General features: G+C 44.3%; 17 protein-coding genes and 2 pseudogenes. 4 read left to right on the top strand and 15 right to left on the bottom strand.

Features of this window, described 5'->3' with window-relative positions:
- Positions 1-181: 181 nt before the first annotated feature.
- The 8 genes from ulaG to A3GY_RS0106170 form a co-directional block, all read right to left on the bottom strand.
- Positions 182-1,273 (bottom strand): L-ascorbate 6-phosphate lactonase, encoded by a 1,092-nt coding sequence (gene ulaG / locus A3GY_RS0106205; protein ID WP_018030551.1) that lies wholly within the window; start codon positions 1,271-1,273, stop codon positions 182-184.
- 129 nt (positions 1,274-1,402) lie between these two features.
- Positions 1,403-3,091 (bottom strand): BglG family transcription antiterminator, encoded by a 1,689-nt coding sequence (locus A3GY_RS0106200; protein ID WP_018030550.1) that lies wholly within the window; start codon positions 3,089-3,091, stop codon positions 1,403-1,405.
- Between the two features lie 87 nt (positions 3,092-3,178).
- Positions 3,179-3,895: an L-ribulose-5-phosphate 4-epimerase gene (locus A3GY_RS0106195; protein ID WP_018030549.1), complete on the bottom strand. Its 717-nt coding sequence runs from the start codon at positions 3,893-3,895 to the stop codon at positions 3,179-3,181.
- Positions 3,896-3,897: 2 nt separating this feature from the next.
- Positions 3,898-4,761 (bottom strand): L-ribulose-5-phosphate 3-epimerase, encoded by an 864-nt coding sequence (locus tag A3GY_RS0106190; protein WP_018030548.1) that lies wholly within the window; start codon positions 4,759-4,761, stop codon positions 3,898-3,900.
- 3 nt (positions 4,762-4,764) lie between these two features.
- On the bottom strand, positions 4,765-5,430 hold the full coding sequence (locus tag A3GY_RS0106185; RefSeq protein ID WP_018030547.1) for a 3-keto-L-gulonate-6-phosphate decarboxylase UlaD: 666 nt from the start codon (positions 5,428-5,430) through the stop codon (positions 4,765-4,767).
- 35 nt (positions 5,431-5,465) lie between these two features.
- A complete protein-coding gene (locus A3GY_RS0106180; RefSeq protein WP_018030546.1) occupies positions 5,466-5,951 on the bottom strand; it encodes a PTS sugar transporter subunit IIA in 486 nt (161 codons plus the stop codon).
- A 66-nt stretch (positions 5,952-6,017) separates the two neighbouring features.
- Positions 6,018-6,296 carry a PTS sugar transporter subunit IIB gene (locus A3GY_RS0106175; protein WP_018030545.1) on the bottom strand — a complete coding sequence of 93 codons (279 nt, stop codon included), beginning with the start codon at positions 6,294-6,296 and terminating at the stop codon, positions 6,018-6,020.
- 40 nt (positions 6,297-6,336) lie between these two features.
- Positions 6,337-7,911, bottom strand: a complete 1,575-nt coding sequence (locus tag A3GY_RS0106170) for a PTS sugar transporter subunit IIC (protein ID WP_018030544.1) — start codon at positions 7,909-7,911, stop codon at positions 6,337-6,339.
- 334 nt (positions 7,912-8,245) lie between these two features.
- Between A3GY_RS0106170 and mprF the strand changes: the two genes are divergently transcribed.
- The gene (gene mprF, locus A3GY_RS0106165; RefSeq protein ID WP_018030543.1) at positions 8,246-10,792 is read left to right on the top strand and encodes a bifunctional lysylphosphatidylglycerol flippase/synthetase MprF; all 2,547 of its coding nucleotides are present in this window, start codon (positions 8,246-8,248) and stop codon (positions 10,790-10,792) included.
- Between the two features lie 69 nt (positions 10,793-10,861).
- On the opposite strand, the gene A3GY_RS0106160 is transcribed toward mprF, so the two are convergent.
- On the bottom strand, positions 10,862-12,154 hold the full coding sequence (locus tag A3GY_RS0106160) for an adenylosuccinate synthase (RefSeq protein ID WP_026161956.1): 1,293 nt from the start codon (positions 12,152-12,154) through the stop codon (positions 10,862-10,864).
- A 258-nt stretch (positions 12,155-12,412) separates the two neighbouring features.
- On the opposite strand from A3GY_RS0106160, the gene gshAB reads away from it, so the two are divergent.
- Positions 12,413-14,671: a bifunctional glutamate--cysteine ligase GshA/glutathione synthetase GshB gene (gshAB, locus tag A3GY_RS0106155; RefSeq protein ID WP_018030541.1), complete on the top strand. Its 2,259-nt coding sequence runs from the start codon at positions 12,413-12,415 to the stop codon at positions 14,669-14,671.
- Between the two features lie 35 nt (positions 14,672-14,706).
- Here the strand turns inward: gshAB and A3GY_RS0106150 are convergent, their stop codons facing one another.
- The gene (locus A3GY_RS0106150; RefSeq protein ID WP_018030540.1) at positions 14,707-15,585 is read right to left on the bottom strand and encodes an LPXTG cell wall anchor domain-containing protein; all 879 of its coding nucleotides are present in this window, start codon (positions 15,583-15,585) and stop codon (positions 14,707-14,709) included.
- 185 nt (positions 15,586-15,770) lie between these two features.
- Between A3GY_RS0106150 and hslO the strand changes: the two genes are divergently transcribed.
- On the top strand, positions 15,771-16,640 hold the full coding sequence (gene hslO, locus A3GY_RS0106145) for an Hsp33 family molecular chaperone HslO (RefSeq protein ID WP_018030539.1): 870 nt from the start codon (positions 15,771-15,773) through the stop codon (positions 16,638-16,640).
- Complete coding sequence (dusB, locus tag A3GY_RS0106140; RefSeq protein WP_018030538.1) at positions 16,633-17,610, top strand: tRNA dihydrouridine synthase DusB; 978 nt, start codon at positions 16,633-16,635, stop codon at positions 17,608-17,610. The genes hslO and dusB overlap by 8 nt, the downstream gene beginning before the upstream one ends.
- 269 nt (positions 17,611-17,879) lie before the next feature.
- On the opposite strand, the pseudogene A3GY_RS09730 reads toward dusB, so the two are convergent.
- From A3GY_RS09730 to tsf, 5 genes and pseudogenes are all read right to left on the bottom strand, one after another.
- A pseudogene (locus A3GY_RS09730) lies at positions 17,880-19,572 on the bottom strand (glycoside hydrolase family 68 protein); the annotation flags it as partial.
- 356 nt (positions 19,573-19,928) lie between these two features.
- Positions 19,929-20,037 (bottom strand): annotated as a pseudogene (locus A3GY_RS10535) (KxYKxGKxW signal peptide domain-containing protein); the annotation flags it as partial.
- A gap of 161 nt (positions 20,038-20,198) precedes the next feature.
- Positions 20,199-22,640 carry an ATP-dependent Clp protease ATP-binding subunit gene (locus A3GY_RS0106130; protein ID WP_018030535.1) on the bottom strand — a complete coding sequence of 814 codons (2,442 nt, stop codon included), beginning with the start codon at positions 22,638-22,640 and terminating at the stop codon, positions 20,199-20,201.
- A gap of 4 nt (positions 22,641-22,644) precedes the next feature.
- On the bottom strand, positions 22,645-23,097 hold the full coding sequence (locus A3GY_RS0106125) for a CtsR family transcriptional regulator (protein ID WP_018030534.1): 453 nt from the start codon (positions 23,095-23,097) through the stop codon (positions 22,645-22,647).
- Positions 23,098-23,249: 152 nt separating this feature from the next.
- On the bottom strand, positions 23,250-24,290 hold the full coding sequence (gene tsf, locus A3GY_RS0106120) for a translation elongation factor Ts (RefSeq protein WP_018030533.1): 1,041 nt from the start codon (positions 24,288-24,290) through the stop codon (positions 23,250-23,252).
- Positions 24,291-24,305 lie beyond the last annotated feature (15 nt).

The raw sequence follows: 24,305 nt of genomic DNA, 5'->3' as shown, positions 1-24,305 counted from the left end.
AGTTCTATTTTAGCATAAAAGACGGGCTTGTTCCAGAAGACAGGCAGAAAGCATTCCTTTCAACTGCAGCTTGCTCATTTGCTAATCAGCGCCGAAAATGTTTTAAAAATATCCGCAGCTCAGAAAAAGACATGCGGATATCGACTGGTCAGTACCAAAACAGGGATTTTTCCTCTGGTGGCTAGAGCAGAGCTTTAAACTGAATATTGGAATCGTGATCAAAACAATCCTCAAACCCGCGAGGATGATGATACTCTATTCTATCCTTGTCTTGCGGATAAGTATACTGGCCTCCAACCTCCCAGATGAACGGATGGAATTGATATTGAAGACGCTCCTTGCGCATTTTCCACAGAGTAAGGATTTCATCTGTTGACGCCATAAAATTCGACCAAATATCATAATGAACAGGGATAATCACTTTGGCACGGAGATTTTCTGCCATCCGAAGAAGATCAATAGACGTCATTTTATCTTGGATACCGACTGGGTTATCTCCGTAATTATTAATGGCTACATCAATATCGAAGTCCTTACCGTGCTTGGCAAAATAATTTGAAAAATGAGAATCGGCGCCATGATAAACCGTTCCCCCTGGTGTCTCAAAGATATAATTCACCGCTTTACGCGCCATCTCTTCATCTGTCACAGCAAGTCCTTTTAATTCACCCTCTTGATCCTCAGCACCTTGAACAGGAAGGGTCACCAAGCAGGTACGGTCAAAGGACTCAACAGCTGTTACTTTAATGTCTTTAAAGGCAAAAGACTCCCCAGGCTGAATCACGATAATCCTGTCTTCAGGAACTCCCCATTTCTTCCAAATTTCTCCACATTCATAAGGGCCGACAAATTTCACATGCTCCAGTTCTGGATTATTGATAATGGCAGCAGCCGTATTGATATCAATATGATCGCTATGAAAGTGGGACACAAGATAGTAGTCTAATTCCTTAATCGCAAATGGATCAATCACCATCGGCTGGACACGCAAGTTAGGCTGTAGCTTACGGACACCAGCCATATTGGCCATCTGATGGCCGCGAACCATGTCTTTGACTTTTTTGGTGGATTTTCCACGGCTGGACCAAAGATCCATAACCACATTGGCACCGCCTGGCGTTTTAATCCAAATACCACAGTTGCCTAACCACCACATGGAAAAATTATTTTCTGGAACTCGGGTCTCTTCAATTTCCTCATTTAGCCAAGTTCCCCATTCTGGGAAAGTTGACAGAATCCAAGATTCACGGGTGATGTCTTTAATAGTTGCCATTCAGCTATCCTCCTGCTATTTTGATAATCGTTTACATTATCAGTATAATAGCAGGTATACGAATAGAAAAGACCAAATAAAACACATCCCTGTGTTCACAGTTGGGCTGTTAGGGGGATCTATTGAAACCTATCCAGCAGCACCATCATCCACCCCTAACTCTCTATCATACAAAAGTTCTTCATTAATAAGGCGTTCAATTTTATTTTTAAGAACATAGCAGTCCTTTTCATCTTTGACATACTGGTGAATAAAGTGTTCTAGTTTCTGCGTAAAGTCATCATGGCCAGATTGGCTGTGTTGTTTCGCGAAGCGGATAAGTTTGATGATATCATCATCCGTCAAAATAGAATGCACAAAAAGGGCAGGGAAGTCTGTCTCTAAGTGGTCATTGGTTGACAGAATGAGATTGGCATCAAGGATATCTCGAACACTTAAAAACTGTTCCGTTGTCAGCACTGCTTCAATGTTACTATGAGGCAGATATTTCTGACATTGCTGGATTAAGAGTTTTTGCATTCCTATACCGTCATCGCTTACCAAAACAAGCTTTGCCGGTGCCGTTGGTTTACCTTCATTGTGTCGCAGTTCTCCCCCAATATGAACGGCAAGGTAAGCAATATCGTCGTCATTCATCTTGATATACCAAGCTTCCTCCAGAATGCCAACGGAAGATTTCATCATATTAAAAATAGCAGCATATTTCTCTTTAATCTGTTCGGTCAAGGGATTGTTTGCCAAAATCCCAAAGGTTTTTCGAAAAATCAGCGCTTTGCAATGGGTAAGGAGCTGGTTAAGCAAACTTTGTCTGTGTTTAAAGCGAATTTGATAAGTGGTCTCCAAGTAAGAAACAAACGTTTTGATCGTCTTTCGCATCTCATCATAATCATGGCTCTCTAAGTGACTGTCCTTATCTTTACGGTAAGATAAGAGCAGCACTGTCATTAAAGACGTTTCAATATCATCTAAGACAAACGTAAACTTTTTCTCAAGTTTAGCCACAATATCTTGAGCAAATTCAAACTCTTTTCGCTGACGAATTAAATAAAATTCTCGCCGCAAGTCCATTTTTTCTGTCTCAGATAGGTGTAAATTGCGGTAACCCAAGAGATGATAGGGTAAGGTTTCTGCCATTAACTGAATATCTTTAGGGTTGATTTTCTTCCCGAGGATTTTTGGGGAACTTTGCAGTTGTTGGGTGAGAAAATCAAGCAAAGCCTCTGAAAAATAGAGAGACGTATCTGCAAACTGCGCCAATTTGCTTCGAATGAGCAGCACAAAATTAGTTGTATGATTGCGGTAAGTGTCATGAAGCAGCTTATTTAAAAATTGTATTTTCGTCAGCGGATGGCACTCCAGATAATAGCCGCGCGATTTAGTAACTTGAAGCGTAATATTGAGAGGTTCTTCATCCAAAGACTGACGAATATCATTGAGATCATTTAGGATGGTATTGCGAGAAACATCATTTAGTTTCATTAACTTTTCGATGGTCACCCGCTTGTCTGAAATGGCGATATAGAGTACAGACAGCAACATCCGTTCAGCCACGCTCATGACATACGAATAATCATCCAAATCAGCCAGCAAATCTCGACAAGCTTCTTTTTGACAGTCAGACAACAGAATACCAACTCTAGGATAGCTGATAATTTTAGGCACCTTTGCTGGGAGTGCTTCATTAATTTTATCCAAATGGTAGTAAACCTTTCGCCTTGACTGTCCTAAAACTCTCGAAATGGCCATAACCGTCTCTGGTTTATCTAGTTTAATCACGTAAGAAAGCAAATCATAACTATTTCGATCGAGAATAATCATTTTTTCTCCTTTGAAATGTGGGTGTCCTCCCATTATAGCACAGACTTCTGCCAAAAAAGGATGCCAGCCGCACCCTCTTTTTTGATGTTAATGGTCGCTGCCTTTCTGACCATAGTAAGCATTTGGACCATGTTTACGAAGATAGTGTTTATCCATAATGTACTTAGGCGCTGAATCAACCCGTGGGTTAATTTGTTCCGTAAAACGATTCATTTTTGCCACTTCTTCAAGCACAACCGCGTGGTAAACTGCCTGTGCTGGATCTTTACCCCAAGTAAATGGACCATGATTACGGACAACAATAGCAGGAACAGCTACTGGATCAAGACCGCGGTTGGTAAATTCTTCAATGATTACCGTACCAGTTTCTTTTTCGTAAGCAGCATTAACTTCATCCGCTGTCAATGAGCGGGCACAGGGTACCGGCCCATAAAAATAATCCGCATGCGTTGTTCCATAGAAAGGAATATCTCGACCAGCCTGTGCCCAGCCAACAGCCTCTGTGGAGTGCGTATGAACAATACCGCCAATTTCTGGCCAAGCCTTATAAAGTTCAACGTGGGTTGGCAGATCAGATGACGGGTTAAGCTCACCCTCAACAATATTGCCGTCAAGATCGGTCACCACCATATTTTCAGGGGTTAATTGATCATAGTCAACACCGGACGGTTTAATCACAAGAAGTCCTGCTTCACGATCTACCTCGGAGACATTCCCCCAAGTAAATTTGACGAGTCCATATGCTGGAAGTGATTTATTGGCATCACAGACACGCCTGCGCATTTCTGTTAATGACTTTACCATGTTTAATTCAACCCCGCTTTCTCAATTAAAGGGTAGAGGAAATCTTGCGCTTCTTTGATAGCAGCCCTTGTTTCTTCTACTGTTTGACAATTTTCGGACCACATTTCAATTAAGAATGGCCCATTATAATGCGTTTTCTTGAGAACACCAAACATGGCTTCCCAATCCACACAACCCTGACCAAAGGGAACATCGCGAAATTGACCGCGACACTTTTCTGTCACCGCATAAGTGTCTTTTAAATGCAGCGCTGCAATCGACTTGTGTCCAATATAAAATTCACTCCAGAGGTCATTGCCCCAAGCGGAAATATTTCCCGTATCTGGATAGACAAAGAGATAAGGAGAGTCAATTTCTTTTTCAATAGCCAAGTATTTCTCAATAGAATTGATAAAAGGATCATCCATGATCTCAACCGATAAAATCACCTGCGCCTCCTCAGCCCAAGTACAGGCCTGGCGTAAATTTTTAATAAAACGGGCACGTGTTTCCGGTGATTTTTCTTCATAATAAACGTCATAGCCAGCCAACTGGATGTTGCGGACACCGATATCCTGCGCAAATTCAATACATTTTTCCATCATGTCCAGCGCTCTGGCCTCTTTCACAGAATCATTGGAGCCCATCGGGTAACGACGATGCCCACTAAAGGTGATGGTCGGAATGCGCACACCTGTCTCAAAAATAGCCTTGACCAGTTCCAAACGTTCTGCCTTAGACCACTCCAAACGCGCCAAACGCTCATCGCTCTCATCAATAGACAATTCCACAAAATCAAAGCCCATGTCTTTGGCAAAGTTGAGACGTTCTAACCATGTGAAATGTTTGGGTGTTGCCTTTTCATAGATACCAATTGGACGAGTCATAGCCTACCCCCAAATGCGTCTAATTTCGTCTTTAAATGCACGCGCTGCTGCAGCTGGATCAGCAGCTTCTGTGATACCGCGGCCAGCAATAAAGGTAAAAACATCCACTCCTTCAAAGAGTTTTAACGTCTCAACACTGAGCCCGCCTGTTACAGACACACGAAAGCCCATCTCAATCAATTTTCTAACCTTGTTAAGGTCTTTTTCTCCCCACGTCTCCCCCGCAAGAAGGGCATCACGTGATTGATGGTAGATGGCTTGTGAAATACCGGCATCCAGCCACTGCTGTGCTTGTTCGTAAGTCCAGTCACCGTAGAGTTCAATTTGAACTTCACCGCGGTCTCCGCGCACTTCTTCGATAGCCTTGCGGGCTGCCGCCATGGTTGGAATCGTAGCACAGCAGATACAGGTCATCCAGTCAGCGCCACGGCTCGCATTGTTCTTAGCAACCGTCCCCCCAGCATCAGCACATTTCGTGTCTGCCACAATAATTTTATCTGGGAAAAGGCTGCGAAGGACCTCGACCAATTCGCTGCCGACTTGCAGCAGGCAGACTGTCCCAGCTTCAATCACATCAACCTCCTTGCCTACTGAAACAGCTGCCGATACAGCACCTTTTAAATCTGAATGATCTAGTGCAACTTGTAGATTTGGTACATGTTTTGCCATCTTATCTTTCCTTCTTTCTGTATCTCTGCAATCCATTAACTGTCTAAATCCAAGCCCTCCAAGTAAGGGCTGCTTTTAGATTCTTCAACTAGGGCCATGACAGCTTCTTCGTTTTCAGCTTTCACTAAGCGCTGGATAATATTTTCCAACTCGAAAAGGGCAATAATTTGCGGAATAGCGACAGAGGTATGAATATCTGCGCTGGTTGCGGCCAAAGCAAGCAGAACACTCACTTCTTTTCCATCAGGAAAAATCACAGGCTCTGTCAAGGTTACTAAAGAAAAAGCATCTCTCAGGACACCTGCCTCTGGGCGTGCGTGTGGCATAGCCATTCCAGGCATGAGAATATAATAAGGTCCATATTCTTCTGTTGATTCAATGATCGCATCATAATACACTTCTTTAACTGCCCCTGACTCAATTAAGGGAACAACCGATAATTTGATAGCTTCTTTCCAATCCCTAGCCGTCAGGCCAAGACGGATCGAGTGATTTTCTTTAAAAGCTCTTGCTAGGTTCATTATGTCTTATCCTTTCCTATCTTAAAGAGCGAGCGCCTTCAAGGTTTTGAAAGCACCCACTTTTCCTTATAAAATTGCCTGCAATTTTGTTTTGATTTCATTATCATCCATCAGATTATCAAGACCAACCAAATGACCAGTTGTTCTGCCCTCTAATTCTGGGATAAGATGCTTTGAAGCAACAACAATATCATATCCCGAAGCCAGTCCCTTCGCTTCACCAACTGAACAGGAAGCAGACTCGATATTTGCCACTCCCAATTGGCGGAGGGCATTTTCCACTTTCATTTTGATTACCATTGACGAACCCATACCGTTACCGCAAGCTGTAAGTACTTTAACCATTTTAATTTCCTCCTGTTTTAAAAGATTTTAATCACTCAAATTAATCAGACTGAACTTCTCCTCGATAGTAGGCTTCTTTGTCTTTTGCTTTAGCAAACTGAATCTGAGGAATAGCCAGTAAGAAGACCGCCACTAAGCCATAGCCAATAACACCAAGATACTTGAATAAATAAGCAAACGGTACCCATGGAAACTCAAAATCAATATTGCCATGATAACCACCATAGTTGGCCAGACCTAAAAGACTGACTGCTACAGCTCCTAGCGCAACTTGAAGAATCCCTGAAAGGAAGGAGAGAAGCAAAGCAGCTTTCCAGCCTCCCCGTTTATCGGCATAAACCGCAATAGCAGCATTGTCAAAGAAGACAGGCACAAATCCTGTAATAATAAGCACCGGATTTTTGAAAACAATCAGTAAAACAATCGTGATTAACTGACCGATAAGACCTGCTGCAAACCCGAAGAGGACCGCACTGGGGGAGCCAAAACCGTAGGATGCTGCCACATCCACCGCTGGAAATGAACCTGGCAGTAACTTATTAGAGATCCCTTGGAAGGCATTTGTCAGCTCAGCGACGAACATCCGTACCCCCTGCATCAAAATAAAGAGGTAAACAGAGAAAGTTAAAGCCGTCTGGAGGACATACATTGGAAAAGCCTGTTTCGTTGCATCAAAGATCGCGCCATTGGCAATAACGCTATAGTAACCCTTGTTAAAAACCTCCCCTGATTCAAGCGTCAGAGTCCCCTTAACGGCATCAATAACAGCGCCGGCAACTGGGAGAGGATTCCCAGAACCATCAAAGAGGAATTGCTTCATTGCCATAATATCTGGCCCTAGAATAGCTAGGATAGCACCAAAGAAGATTAACATCAGGGTTGCTGATGCAACAACTGTATCGTGAAAAATATTTAAGAAAGCTGGTAATTTAATATTGTCGAGATTTTCCTCTTTTTTACCAAGTTTTGGAGCAATCTTATCCGCAAACCAGATGGCGAACTGCTGTTGATGGCCGATTGCAAAACCGCCACCGCCCGTCAGCCTCTGCGTTGGTTCCACCGTCATATTTGAACTGACTGCCCAGTAGAGTCCACAAATAATGCCAACGGCAAGAATACCGCTTAAAAGCGACATCCGGAAAAAAGGTATCAAGGCAATTACCATCAAACTAACGGTAGCAGCTTGCTGTACCATAATATGACCGGTAATAAACAAAGTCCGAATTTTGGTTACCTTTCGAAGAGCTACTAGTAGGATATTGACAAAGAAACCAACAAGCAGAGCAGAGGTCGCTACACTGATGAAATCCGGAAATTTCTCTGCAATTTTAGTGTTGGCTGCCGTCAGTCCAAAGTAAGGATCAATAACTGCTGCTCCAACCTTAAACTTGTAATTGAGGGCTACCAGTACCGGACGAAAAGTATTGACCAAACCGGCTGAAGCAACATCTAAAATCATATAGCCGACGGTTGCTTTGATAAAGCCGGCAAAAACATCGTGCAGAGGTTTTTTGAGCAGAAGATACCCTATCAGCACAATTAAGCCGACGAAAAAAGCTGGTTTCTGCAAAATATTTTGCGAGAACCAATTAAGCACATTGAGAAGAATGTTCATTTGTTTCCCTCTTTTCTTAAAAATTTGAATGGTTTCACTACAAATTCATTATAAGCCCCCTAAGAGGGAACAAAAAGACCAATAATCACACAGAAGAGTGTTCACTATTGGACTATCCTTTAGGATCTGTTCAAAATTCTCCGTCGCCCTTGTTTAATGAAACTTTAAAACAATTATGGCAAACGGTTGCATTTTTAGGTATAATAGCATTGTTCTGAAAAACAGCTCAATCATTTTCAAGATTTTAGGAAAAAAGAGCTGAAAAACGGATAGTGCGCAGATTAACCGTTTAGCACTCTATTTTTCGAATTTATTCTTTGATAAGGAGGCTATTTTGAAAACGATTATTGAGAAACTGAAGGCTTTTATGCCTATCATTAAGGTCATTTTTTTCACCTCAATCGTGGTCTTAATCATTGTTGAGTTAATGCACCTGAAACAAACCATATCGGTCAAAGAGTTGGGGCAGGTGCTGCAAGGTATTTCTTGGCTTAATATCTTTCTGATTTTTTTAGTCGGCACGCTGGCCGTCTTTCCAACCACAGGATATGATTTCATTGTCAACAGGATTCTAAAAACCAACCACAGCAAATCCTATATTCTGCAGACCAGCTGGTGTATCAATACCTTTAATAATCTGACTGGTTTTGGGGGAATTATTGACATTGGCCTGCGACTTGCCTTTTACGGCAAAAAAGGCGAGGAAGAAAGGGAATTGCAGGAAGTTACCCGTTTTCTGCCCTATCTTATTTCAGGGCTGTCCTTTATCAGCCTTGTTTCCCTAGGATTGGTTTCGATCTTTCCCGTCACAAGGAGTGTCCGTTTTTACGATATCATCCTTTTGGCATCAACCCTTTATTTCCCTCTGATTTATTGGTTTTCCGGCAGAAAAAACAATCACTACTTTGGCAATATGCCCGCAAAAATCCGGCTGCAGCTTGGTCTTGTCTCCCTCTTTGAATGGACTTGTGCGGCGCTTGCTTTTATCATCATTGGCTATCTGATGGGAATTGATTTGCCCTTCTATAAAACGCTACCCCTCTTTAGTATCGCCTGTGCTGCAGGGATTGTGTCACTAATCCCTGGCGGGTTGGGAAGTTTTGAACTGGTCTTGTTTACCGGCTTTGCTGCCGAAGGCTTGCCCAAAGAAACAGTCGTTGCCTGGCTCTTACTCTATCGTCTGGCTTATTATATTCTGCCATTCTTTGCCGGTATTTATTTCTTTGTCCGCCATCTTGGACATCAGATTAATCAAAGGTATCAAGGGGCTCCTAGGGAGCTCCTCTCAAGCAGTCTACACAGTGTCATGATACACGCTGTTAGGTGGCTGGGAATCTCACTTGTCTTTTCAACCCTCTTTTTTGAAAAGATCTCTCATCTCAGCTGGCTAGACGGTTTTGGTCCCTTACAAAAACAGCTTATCTGGCAATTCCCAGGGCTTTTAATCGGGGTTTGCTTTATCCTGCTGGCCAGAGCCATTGCTAATGGGGTTAAGAGGGCTTATTCTCTTATGTTTTTGGGTCTGGCAGCAACCCTTGTGTACATTAATACTGGATCTATCAGTTGGCAATGGTCACTCGCTATTGTCTTACTTGGATTGGGGACTGTCCTTATCCGAACACACCTCTATAAAGCCCAATTTATCTATTCCTGGGAAGGACGCACCAAAGATATCATCTTGATTTCCTCCATGCTCTTTATCTTATTCACCCTTGCCAGTCTGATTTTCCCATACCGAGCCTATGAAATGAATCAGCACCTTGGCTTCTCTCGTTACTTTTTGACGTGGAAACATATCCTGCTGGCGACCAGCTTGGTCACCCTAGCCTATGCCTGTCTGGTTAGGTATCTCTACGGTGGTAAAACTTTATTGGGTGAGACTTTTGAGCACGATCGCTACCAGCGTTTATTGAGCGAATATGGCGGCAGCGCCGACAGCGGACTCGCCTTTATAAAAAACAAGCGTCTCTTCTGGTATCAGGAGGAGGGACTTGACAAGGCAGCCTTCCAATTTTCAACTATCAATAACAAGGCTGTTGTCATGGGAGAGCCGGCTGGAAATCCGGAAACCTTTAAAAATGCTACAAGAGCCTTCATTGAAGCTGCTGATCGCCTCAATTATGACCTCGTCTTTTACAGTATCGGCAAAGATATGACCCTCTTTTTGCATGAATATGGCTTTGAATTCATGAAAGTGGGGGAAAATGCCCTAGTTGATTTAGATAGCTTCCATCTTAAAGGTAATAAATACAAGCCTTTCCGAAACGCTCTCAACCGTGTTCAAAAAGAAGGATTCACCTTTGAAATAAGTCCTCAGCCTCACTCGAAAGTCTTATTAGATGAACTAGAGACTATTTCAAACAAATGGCTGGAAAAAAGACAGGAAAAAAGATTCTCACTCGGTTTCTTTGATAGAGACTATTTCCAAGAGGCACCGCTGGCGCTGGTTAAAAATAAGGAACAGGAAATTGTTGCCTTTGCCAATATTATGCCCAATCACCAGAACGGTATCGTCTCCATCGACTTGATGCGCTACGATGCCAAAAAAATTCCAAATGGGGTCATGGACTACCTCTTCTTATCTCTTTTTATCCATTTTAAGGAAGAAGGACTGGCCTACTTTGACCTTGGAATGGCACCCTTGTGGGGGGTTGGGCAAGTCAAGGAAAGTTTCCTCCACGAACGGCTGGCCTATCTGCTCTACAATTTCGGAACCCATTTTTATTCCTTTGAAGGACTGCACCAGTACAAAAAGAAATTCAACCCGATTTGGGAGGAACGCTATGTCTCTGTTGCCAAATCCTCTTGGCTGCTCTACGCCATCTTGGGCATTTTCTTACTGGATACCAAACTGTTTAACAAAAAAAGAAGATCCTCTTAGAAGAGGCTGCAGTCAATTTCTCTTATCACAAAAAACAGACCGTCAGCTGACGGTCTGTTTTAAAATGTTTTAACTATTGGCCCAGACAGACTCTAAGATATTGGTCTGATCACGGCCGGGTCCTACTGAGAAGGTGGAAATGCGAACCCCAACCAGTTCACCAATCCGACGAACATAGTTGCGAGCATTTTCTGGAAGAGCATCTAGGCTGCGTACTCCTGTAATATCTTCCTGCCAACCTGGTAATTCTTCATAAATCGGCTTACAGCGCTTAAGCTGCTCAAGGCTGGCTGGGTAATGGTCTATCCTTTTCCCATCTAAATCGTAGGCCACACAGATTTTAACCGTGTCAAGGCCTGACAGGACATCGATAGAGTTGAGAGACAGGTTGGTAATGCCAGAGACGCGGCGGCTGTGACGCATGACGACAGAATCGAACCAACCCACGCGACGAGGACGGCCTGTTGTCGTACCGTACTCATGACCAATATCACGAATCCGGTCACCAACTGCATCGAATAACTCTGTCGGGAAAGGCCCATCGCCCACACGGCTAGTATAAGCCTTGCAGACGCCAACCACCTTATTAATCTTACTTGGTCCAACCCCCGAACCAATGGTAACACCACCTGCAACCGGATTTGAAGAGGTAACAAAAGGATAGGTTCCCTGATCAATATCCAGCATAACTCCCTGAGCTCCTTCAAAGAGGACACGTTTCCCCTGATCAAGGGCATCATTGAGGATGACAGACGTATCCGTCACATATTTCTTAATCTCCTGGCCGTACTGATAGTACTCTTCAAAAATATCATCAAAAGCGATTGGGTCAGATTCATACATCTTTTCAAAAAGACGGTTCTTCTCAGCCAAATTGGTCTTTAGGCGTTCTGCGAAAATATCCCTATCCAGCAAATCCGCAATCCGAATGCCAACACGCGCAGCCTTATCCATATAAGCCGGACCGATTCCTTTGATGGTTGTTCCAATCTTGTTATCACCTTTGGCATCTTCCTGGAGCTGGTCTAGCTTGATGTGATACGGAAGAATGACATGGGCACGGTCTGAAATTCTGAGATTGTCTGTTCCGACCCCCTCGCCATGCAAATACGTTAACTCTTTGACAAGCGATTTGGGATTGACAACAACCCCATTTCCAATTACCGAAATCTTTTGAGGAAAGAAAATCCCTGACGGAATCAGGTGTAATTTAAAAGTCTTGCCATCAATAACGATGGTATGACCAGCATTATCACCACCTTGATAACGGGCAATTACTTCTGCATCGGCAGACAAAAAGTCGGTAATTTTCCCCTTACCTTCGTCTCCCCACTGTGTTCCTACTACAACAACTGAAGTCATAATGTGATACTGGGCTTCTTTTACAATCCGCCCAAATCCTTTCTCTTTGGCCATGGCAGGAGTCTCACCTGCAAGCATACCTTACAACCCATTATATGAAATTTCAGGCCTTTTTTCAAGATAAGGACAGGGAAGAAAACGCTCCTAAAGGCTTTTCAACCTTAAAACCCTGACATTTCTGCCAGATTGTTACAAAAAAGTTGTTTTCTCCATTTTTTTATAATAGACTAAGTCTATGAATATAAGGTAGGTGCCCACATGACTATCAATCAACTGCTTCAGCAATTAGAACCAACCAGTCCCATTTTACAGGCTTCTTTCGGTCTAGAAAGGGAGAGCCTGCGCATCAGCAAGCAAAGCCAGACAGTCGCTCAAACCCCTCATCCTGTCAGCCTAGGTGCCAGGTCTTATCACCCTTATATCCAAACCGATTACAGTGAGCCCCAGTTGGAACTGATTACCCCTGTGGCTCAATCCTCTAAGGAAGCTCTGCGGTTTTTGACCGCTATTACAGATGTCGCTCAGCGAAGCATGGACCGGGAAGAATACCTCTGGCCCTTATCCATGCCGCCAAAATTGGAAGAAGAAGACATCCGCATTGCTGATCTAGACGATCCCTTTGAAGTGTCCTACCGACACTATTTGGCGGAAAAATATGGCAAAAAACTCCAGTCCATGTCTGGGGTGCATTATAATATTGAACTGGGCAAGGATTTCATCGCCGATCTCTTTAGGGTCAGCGGTTACGCATCAGAGGTCCACTTTAAAAACGATCTTTACCTTAAACTAGCGCAAAATTTTATCAGATACCATTGGCTTTTGACCTATCTCTATGGCGCGGCGCCCATTGCCCAGCAGGGCTTTCTAAAAGAGGACCTGACCGACTGCGTTCGCTCTATTCGTAATAGTGATTTGGGTTATGTCAACGACTCTGATGTTCAGGTTTCCTATGAGTCTTTGGAAGCCTATGTCCAAAGCATTGAAGATTGCGTCAATGATGGCCGTTTGATTGCTGAAAAGGAGTTTTACTCTCCCGTTCGCCTGCGCGGCAGCAAGCACAACCGAGACTATCTGACTCAGGGCGTGACCTATCTGGAGTGCCGCTCCTTTGACCTTGACCCTTTCCACCATCTAGGCATCTCTCAGGAAACCCTAGATACCATCCATCTGTTTATTCTAGCTCTCTTGTGGCTAGACAGCCCGCAGCAGGTGACGAAAGAGCTTGAGACAGCTAAAGACCTTAACCATCAGATTGCCCTCAGCCATCCGCTAGAAGCCTTACCCGACAAAGCACCTCTGAAAGACATTCTAACGGCTATGGCCGCTGTCATCCAGCACTTCAGCCTACCTCACTATTACCAAGACCTGCTCCAACAAATAGAGCAGCAAGTCGCTGACCCCAGATTAACCGTGGCCGGCCGGTTGTACCCTCACATCCAAAATCATTCTCTTGAAGATTTTGGACGCCTTAAAGGCCAGCAGAATCAAGACCAGGCCTGGACAGCACCTTACGCCCTTAAGGGGTATGAGTCAATGGAGTTGTCCACTCAGATGCTGCTCTTTGATGCCATCCAAAAAGGAATCCACTTTGACATCTTAGACGAGAGCGACCAATTCCTTAAACTTTGGCATCAAGACCATATTGAATATGTCAAAAATGGCAACATGACTGCTAAGGACAACTATGTTATCCCACTAGCCATGGCCAACAAGGTTGTAACCAAAAAGATCCTTGCCGAGCAACATTTTCCAGTTCCTGCAGGGGCGGAATTTTCGGATAAACAAGAGGCTCTCGCCTACTATCCTTTGATTAAAAACAAGGCCATTGTGGTCAAACCAAAATCGACCAACTTTGGATTGGGCATTTCCATTTTTGAAGAGGCTGCCAGCCTGCCTGCTTATGAAAAGGCGCTGGATATCGCTTTTGCTGAAGACACCAGTCTTTTGGTTGAAGACTATATCGCTGGAACCGAATACCGTTTCTTTGTCCTTGACGGCAAGTGCGAGGCTGTCCTCCTTCGAGTAGCTGCCAATGTCGTTGGAGATGGTCGCTCAAGTATCCGACAGCTCGTCGAGCAAAAAAATCAAAATCCTCTCCGCGGCCAAGATCACCGCTCACCTCTTGAAAAAATCCAGCTGGGTGCCATTGAATTACTCATGCTCGAACAACAAGGTTATACACCCGATGATCGGTTAGCAGAGGGTGTCCAGGTTGATCTAAGGCGTAATTCCAACATTTCAACAGGGGGCGATTCCATTGACATTACCAATGACATGGACACTTCCTACAAAGAACTGGCCGCAGACATGGTGAAAGCCATGGGAGCTTGGGCTTGCGGTGTTGATTTGATTATTCCAGATAGAAGCAAGAAAGCCAGCCGGACAGAGCCAAACTGTACCTGTATTGAACTAAACTTCAACCCATCCATGTATATGCATACCTACTGCCATGAGGGTCCCGGACAAATCATTACAGGTAAAATACTAGCCAAACTTTTCCCTGAAATTCTCTCCTAACCAAAAGAACAGGTTTAAGACCTGTTCTTTTTGGTTTAAAGACGAAATATGCCTTTTTTACGAAGACGATAAGCTGCTGCCACTAAGGCAAGACCGCTCACCATCAAAAGACTGGAGCTCTGTTCACCTGTCTTTGGTAATATAGGAGCAGATGTCGGGCGGCTGCTTTTTTCTGAGACAGCAGGCTGAACCTGCTCAGAAGTCTGCTGATTATCAGTTAAACGCGTGAAATAAGACCCATACATAGGCTGGCTGTAGTCAAATGCTCCTTGCGAGTGAGTCTGCCAGACAACTGGCACAAAATGACCGTCTATGATAGCGAAGCCATGGTCATATTTGACAAGGAAACCACCTAAGCCACCGCTATTCGTCACCATGATATTTTCCCCGCCAACATAGCGATAAAGGCCGGGGGCTACTTCTTGAACCTGATCAATTTTAAAAGGATCTGTGGTGACAACTCCTCCACCCTCTATCTTTCGAACGCCACTGCCATCTGCGTTGATAGTGAATGTCGTCCGCCAGTTAGTTCTTGGGTTGTAGGCGACCCAAGTCCCCACTAAAACTTGCGGCATTGGGACAGGAGCTTTCAGGGTCTGTACGGATTGCTTGGAATTGACTGGATTAGTATCAGACTCGGTTGTAGCTGTTCCCTCTGCTGCCGAATCAGTTGCCCTTGTCTGATTGCCATCAGCACCAGAAACGGCCTGACTGGCATCTCCTGTGTCAATAGAATCGCTGATTGCAGTTGTATCACTGTTATTAGCCACTGGTGCACTTGACATTTCTGTTGTCACCTCTGTTACTGACTCCGCCAGCTCAGAGCTTCCTTCTGCTAACACCGACTGACCCGCCGAAGTCATCACTAATAGGATTAGAGCTACTGGCAATAGCCACCTCTTTTGCAAACGCATGGTCACTTCCTCCTTGTTCACTTTTCTTTTCACCTCTATTTTAATACAAAAAGATTACAAAATCAACATATTTTGTAACATTTTAGAAATATTTGTTCTTATTATGTAATAATTTGCGATTGCTAATTCCTAGAAGGCGAATAAAAGAAGCTGTGAAACGGACGACTTATGTTATAATATTCCCTATGGATAAACTAATCAAATCAATCGCTGAATCTGGCTCTTTTCGGGCTTTCGTCCTTGACGGGACAGAGACCGTCAAAACAGCTCAAGAAAAGCATCAGACCCTATCATCATCAACAGTTGCTTTGGGGCGAGCTTTAATTGCCAACTATATCTTAGCAGCCAATCAAAAGGGCGACAGTAAAATAACGCTCAAGGTCATTGGCAACAGCTCTTTTGGTCATATCATTTCCGTCGCAGATACCAAAGGGCACGTCAAAGGCTACATCCAAAACACTGGCGTTGACATCAAAAAAACAGCAACCGGCGAAGTCCTCGTAGGACCTTTTATGGGAGCGGGACAGTTTGTCGTTATTACCGATTATGGTACGGGAAATCCTTACACATCAACCACCCCCTTAATTTCTGGCGAAATCGGAGAAGATTTGGCTTATTATTTGACCGAAAGTGAGCAAACTCCTTCTGCTGTCGGCCTCAATGTCCTTTTAGACGAAGAAGATAAGGTCAAAGTCGCTGGAGGCTTTATGCTTCAGGTCCTTCCAGGAGCCAAAGAAGAAGAGATTGCCCGCTTTGAAAAACGCATCCAAGAAATGCCACCCATCTCCCAGCTGCTAACCTCCCAAGATCCTATGGACGCTCTCCTGACGGCTATCTACGGAGACGAACCTTATAAACGGCTGTCAGAAGAAAAACTGAGCTTTAGCTGCGACTGTTCTCGTGAGCGCTTTGAGGCAGCTCTCCTTACCTTGGGGCAAGCAGAATTGACAGCCCTAAAAAGAGAAGATCAGCAAGCTGAAATCACCTGCCAGTTCTGTGGCAAACATTATCTATTTACAGAAAACGATTTAGAGGGACTCATTGAACATGGTTAAACTTAATTCTTCCTTTAAGATTGGCAATGTGGATATTCCACATCGAACTGTTTTAGCCCCGATGGCTGGGGTAACGAATTCTGCCTTTCGAACCATTGCTAAGGAATTTGGAGCAGGCCTAGTCGTTATGGAAATGATCTCTGAAAAAGGCCTCCTCTATAATAACGAAAAAACTCTCCATATGCTTCATATTGATGAGACAGAACACCCTATGTCTATCCAACTTTTTGGAGGAGATGCAGACGGCTTGGCCCGCGCAGCCGAATTTATCCAAAAAAATACCAAAGCTGATATCGTGGATATCAACATGGGCTGTCCGGTTAATAAGGTTGTCAAAAATGAAGCTGGAGCTAAATGGCTGAAAGACCCTGAAAAAATTTATCAGATTGTCAAAACCGTCACTTCAGTTCTAGACATTCCCCTAACCGTTAAAATGCGGACAGGCTGGGCAGACCCTGCTCTGGCTGTCGAAAATGCTCTTGCCGCCGAAGCAGCGGGTGTCTCAGCATTAGCCATGCACGGACGGACCCGTGAACAAATGTATACCGGAAGCTGTGACCACGAGACCTTGGCCAAGGTTGCCAAAGCAATCACCAAAATTCCATTTATCGGAAATGGTGATGTCCGCAGTGTCCAAGATGCTAAAACCATGATTGACGACATTGGAGCAGATGCCGTTATGGTGGGGCGTGCAGCCATGAACAACCCCTATATCTTCACGCAGATTAACCACTATTTTGAAACCGGTCAAATCCTGCCAGACCTGCCATTCAACAAGAAACTAGACATTGCTTACGACCACCTGTCGCGACTGGTCAATCTCAAGGGAGAGACTATCGCTGTCCGTGAATTCCGCGGTCTGGCCCCTCACTACCTTCGTGGAACGGCCGGCGCTGCTAAAATCCGCGGAGCTGTCTCACGAGCGGAAACCATTGCTGAAGTGCAAGCCATTTTCGCACAGGCTTATTAATCAAAATCCCCTTCTCAGTATGAGAAGAGGATTATTTTTTTATGATTTAAAGGTAAAGAGCGAAGCTAGGAAAGACAAGATACCTGCAAACAAAGCCTTTAAGGCAGATGCCACATGAGTTGAGGCTTTCTTCTTGCTTGCTTTCTCCTTTTTAGAGGCAGTATCAGTCTTTTCGGTCCTTGCCTTAGTCTTCTGATCCGATTGATTTGACTGACGGATAGTTCCAGAAACAGTCCTTTCAGAAGGAGATGTCTCCTCGCCTCTGCTGTGTTTAATGGTCAGCTTGCCATCAATAGAGATATTAAAGGTTACTTCTAGAGTTTCTGTCTCTTCTGATGGACTTGGCGCTTTTGGTTGGTATTGACTTGGAGCATGTGGTTTCAGGCCATAGCCTCCTATCGTATTCCAATCAATATAGCCATCATTTTCCCCTGGAAGGTAGGCGGTATCAAGCGTTCCCATTGTAGCTGTTGTACGGCTTGTTTCATCCCAAATCCAATCCCCCTGCTGAGTCATTTCTGCCAGAACTTTAGTGGTACCATCTGGAAAAACTTGGATAAGGAAACTTGGAGCCCAAGTCGAATTATTGCCCTTACCTGCGACCTCGTTACGATTGGTCATGTAGGCTGTGATCAGCAGAGTATCCGAAGACCCCTCAACAGGTACAGCATAGTACGAGTAGGTCGCCGTCCGCCAATCTGCCGGGACAGAAGCAGTCAGTACAGCTCCATTGCCATTAAGTGGCAGATAGCCACCAGTCAAGCTGTCGGAGACATAACCCAACATGATGACATTGTCTCCAACGATCTGATTGGTTTTATTCCAAGCATCCGTGTTGCTGCCATGGTTAAGACGTGAAGCCGCAAAAAGATAGTACTTATCTCCCAGTTTAACCACATTTGGACGCTCAATTTCATCAGAAACCATCGGTGAGCTGAGTAATGGTGTATAGAATTGGTCTACTTCCGGAGTTTTGTGATCTCCTTTCAGTTTGAGAATACCAATAGCCGCATTAGACCAGCTGGCACGACTATACATATCGTCATTTTCAAGGAATCTAAAGAGACTTTTAACCTTATAAGCAGTATCTCCACCATAGTTGGAGAAATGATAGATCTGGTCTTCTCCCTGATAATTCTGAAGCCCTGTGCTTGCCTCAAAGACAAGATAACGGTCGCCATTGTCATCTTCGATAACATGCGGGTCGCGCATGGCAATATTGTCTGCACCTGTAAAGGTTGACCGCCACTGGCTGTAACTTTGGTAGTAGTAACCATCCCCTCCGCCTGGTGTCAGCAATTTGTCGTTTTCAACAGAAAGGATTTTGACATTTTCAGCATCATAACCGAGGTAAAGTGTAGCCGTTGCAAGGCGCTGATTATTGCTGTTATTGTCACTGGTATCTACCTTAGTGTAATACAGCTGAATGGAGCCATCATCATTGAGCGTTGCAGAACCCGACCATTGTTGTGTGACCCCGTCAGCATTGAAGCCAAAGATTGGACCGGCATTCTTCCAATGATCAAAGTTATTATCCCCATATTTATTATAAAGCAGATAAATATGGTTATCATTTGTATTTGGGATCCCCATCATAGCAACCACTAATTGGTAACCATTCCAGTTGACCACCTAACCTGTTTTCACATCTTGGACTGGCCATGAATCCCAAACATCCAAATCAGCAATCTCTCCTGTTTGGGCATCTCGAGTGGTGGCCGCCTTCATGTTTTTAATAGCTTGTGCATTAAAGTAAGGAATCGCATAACGTCCATCTTGGGCAATCAAGGTGTCCGCAATTTCTTCAAAATCCTTGTAGGTCATTTGATAGCCTGTCTGGGCTTCTGAAGTCAGCTTAACCTTATTCAGTGCCTGCACCTGAGCGTAGGTTAATGTGGATAAATCCAGACCGGCCTGAGTCGCAATTTGACGTGCCTGGTCTGTTAAGCCATATTTGTCAATGGACTCCGTCGTATCAGCAGTTCTGGCTGAATTTGTTTCTGGAGCTGGTTGATCTAGCTGAACAACTGCTCCGGCTGCTTGGTCAGATGCTGTGGCCTTTAAGCGCTCAGCCACAGCTTGGTCAGAAGCCGCATTTGCTTCCTCATCAGTTACAAAGGAAGCAGCTGTGTCAGCTGGCGTTTCAGCATTGCTGACGGCTGATATCTGAGCTGAATTTTCAGTATTAACGGCAGTGTCCGAAACAGTCACTTCCTGAGCCGTTGTCGGCGCTGCATCATCTGACTGAGACGTTTCCGTGATACTCGTTACGGTATTACTTACGGCCTGACTGGTGTCGGCGTCTGCTGCTGCAGATGAATCATCTGCCTGTACTGAAAGAGCACTCCCAAGTGCTAGAGTTGTCACTGTCGCAACAACCCAAAACTTTCCTTTTTTGTACATTTTTTTCTTTACATGATTTTCCATAAAAATCCCCCTTGTTTAAACAGTATTTGTCTAGACACTTTGATTATACAAAATTTTCAGTTTTATTCAACACAAAAACGGGGTGGAACCCTTTTCTTCATGAAAAAGTTTTATTAGACTTTTAAACTTAAATTAAAAAAACCAAATTGACATATTTGGTTTTACTTTGTCACTTCAAACTTTAATTTCCCTTTCTGAAGACCAATTTTTAATAATTTCCCTTCAGACAGCTGACCGGATAATATCAATTCCGACAAAGGATCTTCAAGCTTAGTCTGGATAATGCGGCGCAAAGGCCTAGCTCCCATTTCGGGATCATAGCCCTCCTGAGCTAAATGTTTCAGAACAGATGGCTGCACCTTAAGCTTAATGCCCTTTTCAGCCAGATTTGCAGCCAAAGGCTGAATCATAATCTTAACAATCTCCTGCATATCCTCTCGGCTGAGACTATGAAAGACCACTTTTTCATCAATACGATTGATAAATTCTGGTCGGTAAGCCTTTTTGAGTTCCTCAAAAATTCGGCTTTCCATCGCTTCAAAATCTTGCGCTAGGGCTTTAGCCCCAAAACCAACCCTCTTATCATCTCGCAGAGCTGTTGCTCCAAGGTTAGAAGTCATGATGATAATCGTATTTGAAAAGTCAACCTTGCGGCCTCGGCTGTCCGTCAGCACTCCGTCATCCAAAACCTGAAGCAGGACATTGAAAATATCAGGATGGGCCTTTTCAACCTCATCAAAGAGGAGGACCGAATAGGGCTTATTACGAACCTTTTCGGTCAGCTCTCCCCCCTCCTCATAGCCGATATAGCCTGGAGGAGCTCCATTAAGCCGCGAAGCTGCAAATTTTTCCATATACTCACTCATATCAAAGCGAATCAGGGCAGATTCATCGTCAAAGAGGACTTGGGCTAGGGCTTTGGCCAACTCTGTTTTACCGACACCAGTCGGACCTAAAAACATGAAAGAACCAATCGGACGCTTACCTGAGCGAATCCCTGACTGATTCCGGCGAATCGCGCGGCTAATACTTGATACCGCCTCATCTTGGCCAATGACCCGTTTGTGCAGCTCTTTCTCGAGGTTGAGGTATTTCTGGCTGTCGGCCTGGCTGAGTTTGCTGACAGGTATTCCTGACAGCTTGCTGAGCGTTTCAAGGATGTTTTCTTCGGTTACCACAACGGGCGCTTTCCTTTGCGGAGCCTGTTTTTTAGCTAGCAGTTTTTTGGCTAGTGCAAAATCATCATTAAGCAGGGCCTGATCAAGGTCCGTTAAGAGGGCTGGTGTCTCTTTTTGAATCAGGGTTTGGACCGTCGCGCTCGCTTCATCCAGTAAATCAATCGCTGAATCCGGCAGGCGTTTGCTAGTTAAATAACGGTGAGCCACCTTTACAGCCGTCAATACTGTGTCATCAGGCAAACTGACATGGTGGTAGGTCTCATAACTCGAACGCAAACCAAGCAGAATCTGGTAGGCTTCTTCCAGACTTGGCTCCTCAATGCTGACCTTGGCAAAACGGCGGGACAGGGCAGCATCTTTTTCGATATATTTCTGATATTCTTCTTGAGTCGTAGCCCCAACCGTCCGCAAACTTCCTCTGGAAAGAGCAGGTTTTAAGATATTGGCCGCATCCAGTGTACTGTCAATACCGCTGCCGGACCCCATAATGGTATGCAGTTCATCGATGAAGAGGATAATGTGACCGTCTTCTTCAACATCAGCAATAATCTGATTCATGCGCTCTTCAAAGTCACCGCGAAAGCGGGTCCCAGCAACCACACTCATCATATCCAATTCTAGGACCCGCATATCTGCTAATTCCAAAGGGATATTGCCTTGGCTGATGCGTTGGGCTAAACCGTAGGCCAAGGCTGTCTTACCGACACCTGCATCGCCTACCAAAACCGGATTGTTCTTGGTTTTACGACTGAGAATCTGAATCATCCGTGCAATTTCTTGGTCACGTCCAATAACAGGTTCCAAAAGTCCTCGGTTAGCCAAGTCCGTCAAATCTCTGGTGAAGTCTGCTAGATCACCAACCGTAGTCGGCGGCTTCATTAGGTCAGAGAAATTATTTCCCTTATTCTTTTTAGGCCGGCGCATTTCAAAAATAGCTTTTAGGTCATCCTTGGTGAAACCAGCATTGCGTTCCAGTGTTTTGCGTAGATCAATCAAACGGACCGACTCACCATCGTCCTTCATCTGAAAGCCAATCATTTCCAAAAGTCTTGTAGCCACTAGATTAGGATTTAAAATCATGGCAAAGAGCACATGCTCGGTGCCAATCTCTTGGGCATGAGTTGCCTGACTAATGGCAAAGGCATCCTTCATCAGCCCCTGAACAGCATGAGACTGATCACGAAAGCTCACCTTCTCCACCTTTTCTTTGGGGCTTTTCCCCACCATTAAAATAGCAGCCGCCTGATATTCTGGCACGCGGACGTCTTCCTCATATTCCATGAAGGTCATGCCAGCAATCGTATCGTCAAGCTGGACCATAGCCAGCAGGAGATGCCAGCTTTCCAAATAGGTGGAATCATATCTGGCTGCTTCAAACTGAGCCAGTTTAAAAACTTCCTGCATTTTTAAGGAGTACTGATACATGAATTTAACCTTTTCTATCTAATCGCTGCAATAATTTCCGTAGCATCCGGGCACGGATCTGGGGAGCTTCAAGTCCTAAGACTTGATCACTAGAAGCCACTAAAATGATATTACCTTCACGCTGTGTCAGCACTCCCTCATCAAAGAGGTTTTGAATAATATCTCCAAAAAACTGCTCACTAATGCGGCTTCCAATGCTGGCTTCAAGATTATTGAGCATCTGGTGTTTATCGGAAAAACGTACTTTGGCAATGCGAATATAGCCACCGCCACCGCGCTTACTCTCGACTTCATAGCCTCGGCTAGGCGTAAAGCGCGTCTTAATCACATAATTGATCTGACTGGGGACAACTGAAAAGCTGTCTGCCAAAACACTCCGCTTAATTTCTGCAAAACCGGATTCTGCCAGAATTTGTTTAATATATTCCTCAATACTATCAGATGTATTTTTAGGCATTGAAAAACTCCTTCCCAGCAACTTTGACTATATTTGACCTTATTATACCGAAAAATAGGACGTTTGGAAAGTGAAAGGGGTTTATGAGGCAAAAAGAAAACCTCAGAGGTCAGACAGTCAGCCAGCCCTTGAGGTTTTAAAATCTGGATTATTTAGTTGTTAAGAGCAGCTGCCATTGTTGCAGCAACTTCATTTTCAAAGTCATTCGCTGCTTTTTCAATTCCTTCGCCGACTTCAAAACGGGCAAAGGCAACTACTTTAGCATTCACTGAATCAAGGTATGCTTCAACAGTCTTGCTGTCATCCATGATATAAACTTGCGCTAACAGAGTATATTGTTGGTCAACCTTGGTGTTGTCAAGGAAGAAACGATCCATTTTCCCTGGAATGATTTTATCCCAGATTTTTTCTGGTTTCCCTTCAGCAGCCAATTCTGCTTTGATATCAGCTTCGGCTTGTGCAATAACGTCGTCTGTCAGCTGAGCTTTTGAACCAAATTTCAAGAATGGCAGAGCAGGTTTATTAACCATTGCACGGCTTTCATTGTCTTGTTCAATCGCATGGTTTAATTGTGCCAACTCATCTTTAACAAACTGTTCATCAAGTTCAGTATAAGACAGAACAGTTGGTTTCATAGCAGCGATATGCATAGAGATTTGTTTCGCCAATGCCTCATCGCCGCCTTCAATAACAGAGATAACACCGATACGGCCGCCATTATGCTGATAGGCACCAAAGGCTTGAGCATCTGTCTTTTCAAGCAGAGCAAAACGGCGGAACGAAATTTTTTCTCCGATCGTCGCTGTAGCATTGACATAAGCCGCTTCTAAGGTTTCACCACTTGCTGTTGTCAAAGCGAGCGCTTCTTCGTTGTTAGCTGGTTTGCCTTCCGCAATCACTTTTGCGGTTTCATTAACCAAGTCAACAAACTGTGCATTCTTAGCGACAAAGTCTGTTTCGGCGTTGACTTCTACAACTGCCGCAACGTTTCCGTCAACGTAGACGCCTGTAAGGCCTTCCGCAGCGACACGGTCTGCTTTTTTAGCTGCCTTAGCCATCCCTTTTTCACGAAGCAGCTCAACTGCTTTTTCGATGTCACCTTCAACTTCAACCAATGCTTTCTTTGCGTCCATAACGCCAGCACCTGTTTTTTCGCGCAATTCTTTGACAAGCTTTGCTGTAATTTCTGCCATGATTAGTCCTCCATT

Source organism: Streptococcus ferus DSM 20646, from assembly GCF_000372425.1.
Lineage (GTDB): Bacteria > Bacillota > Bacilli > Lactobacillales > Streptococcaceae > Streptococcus > Streptococcus ferus.
Note: the sequence above shows the minus strand (reverse complement) of the source record. Positions and strands in the feature narration are given on the sequence as shown.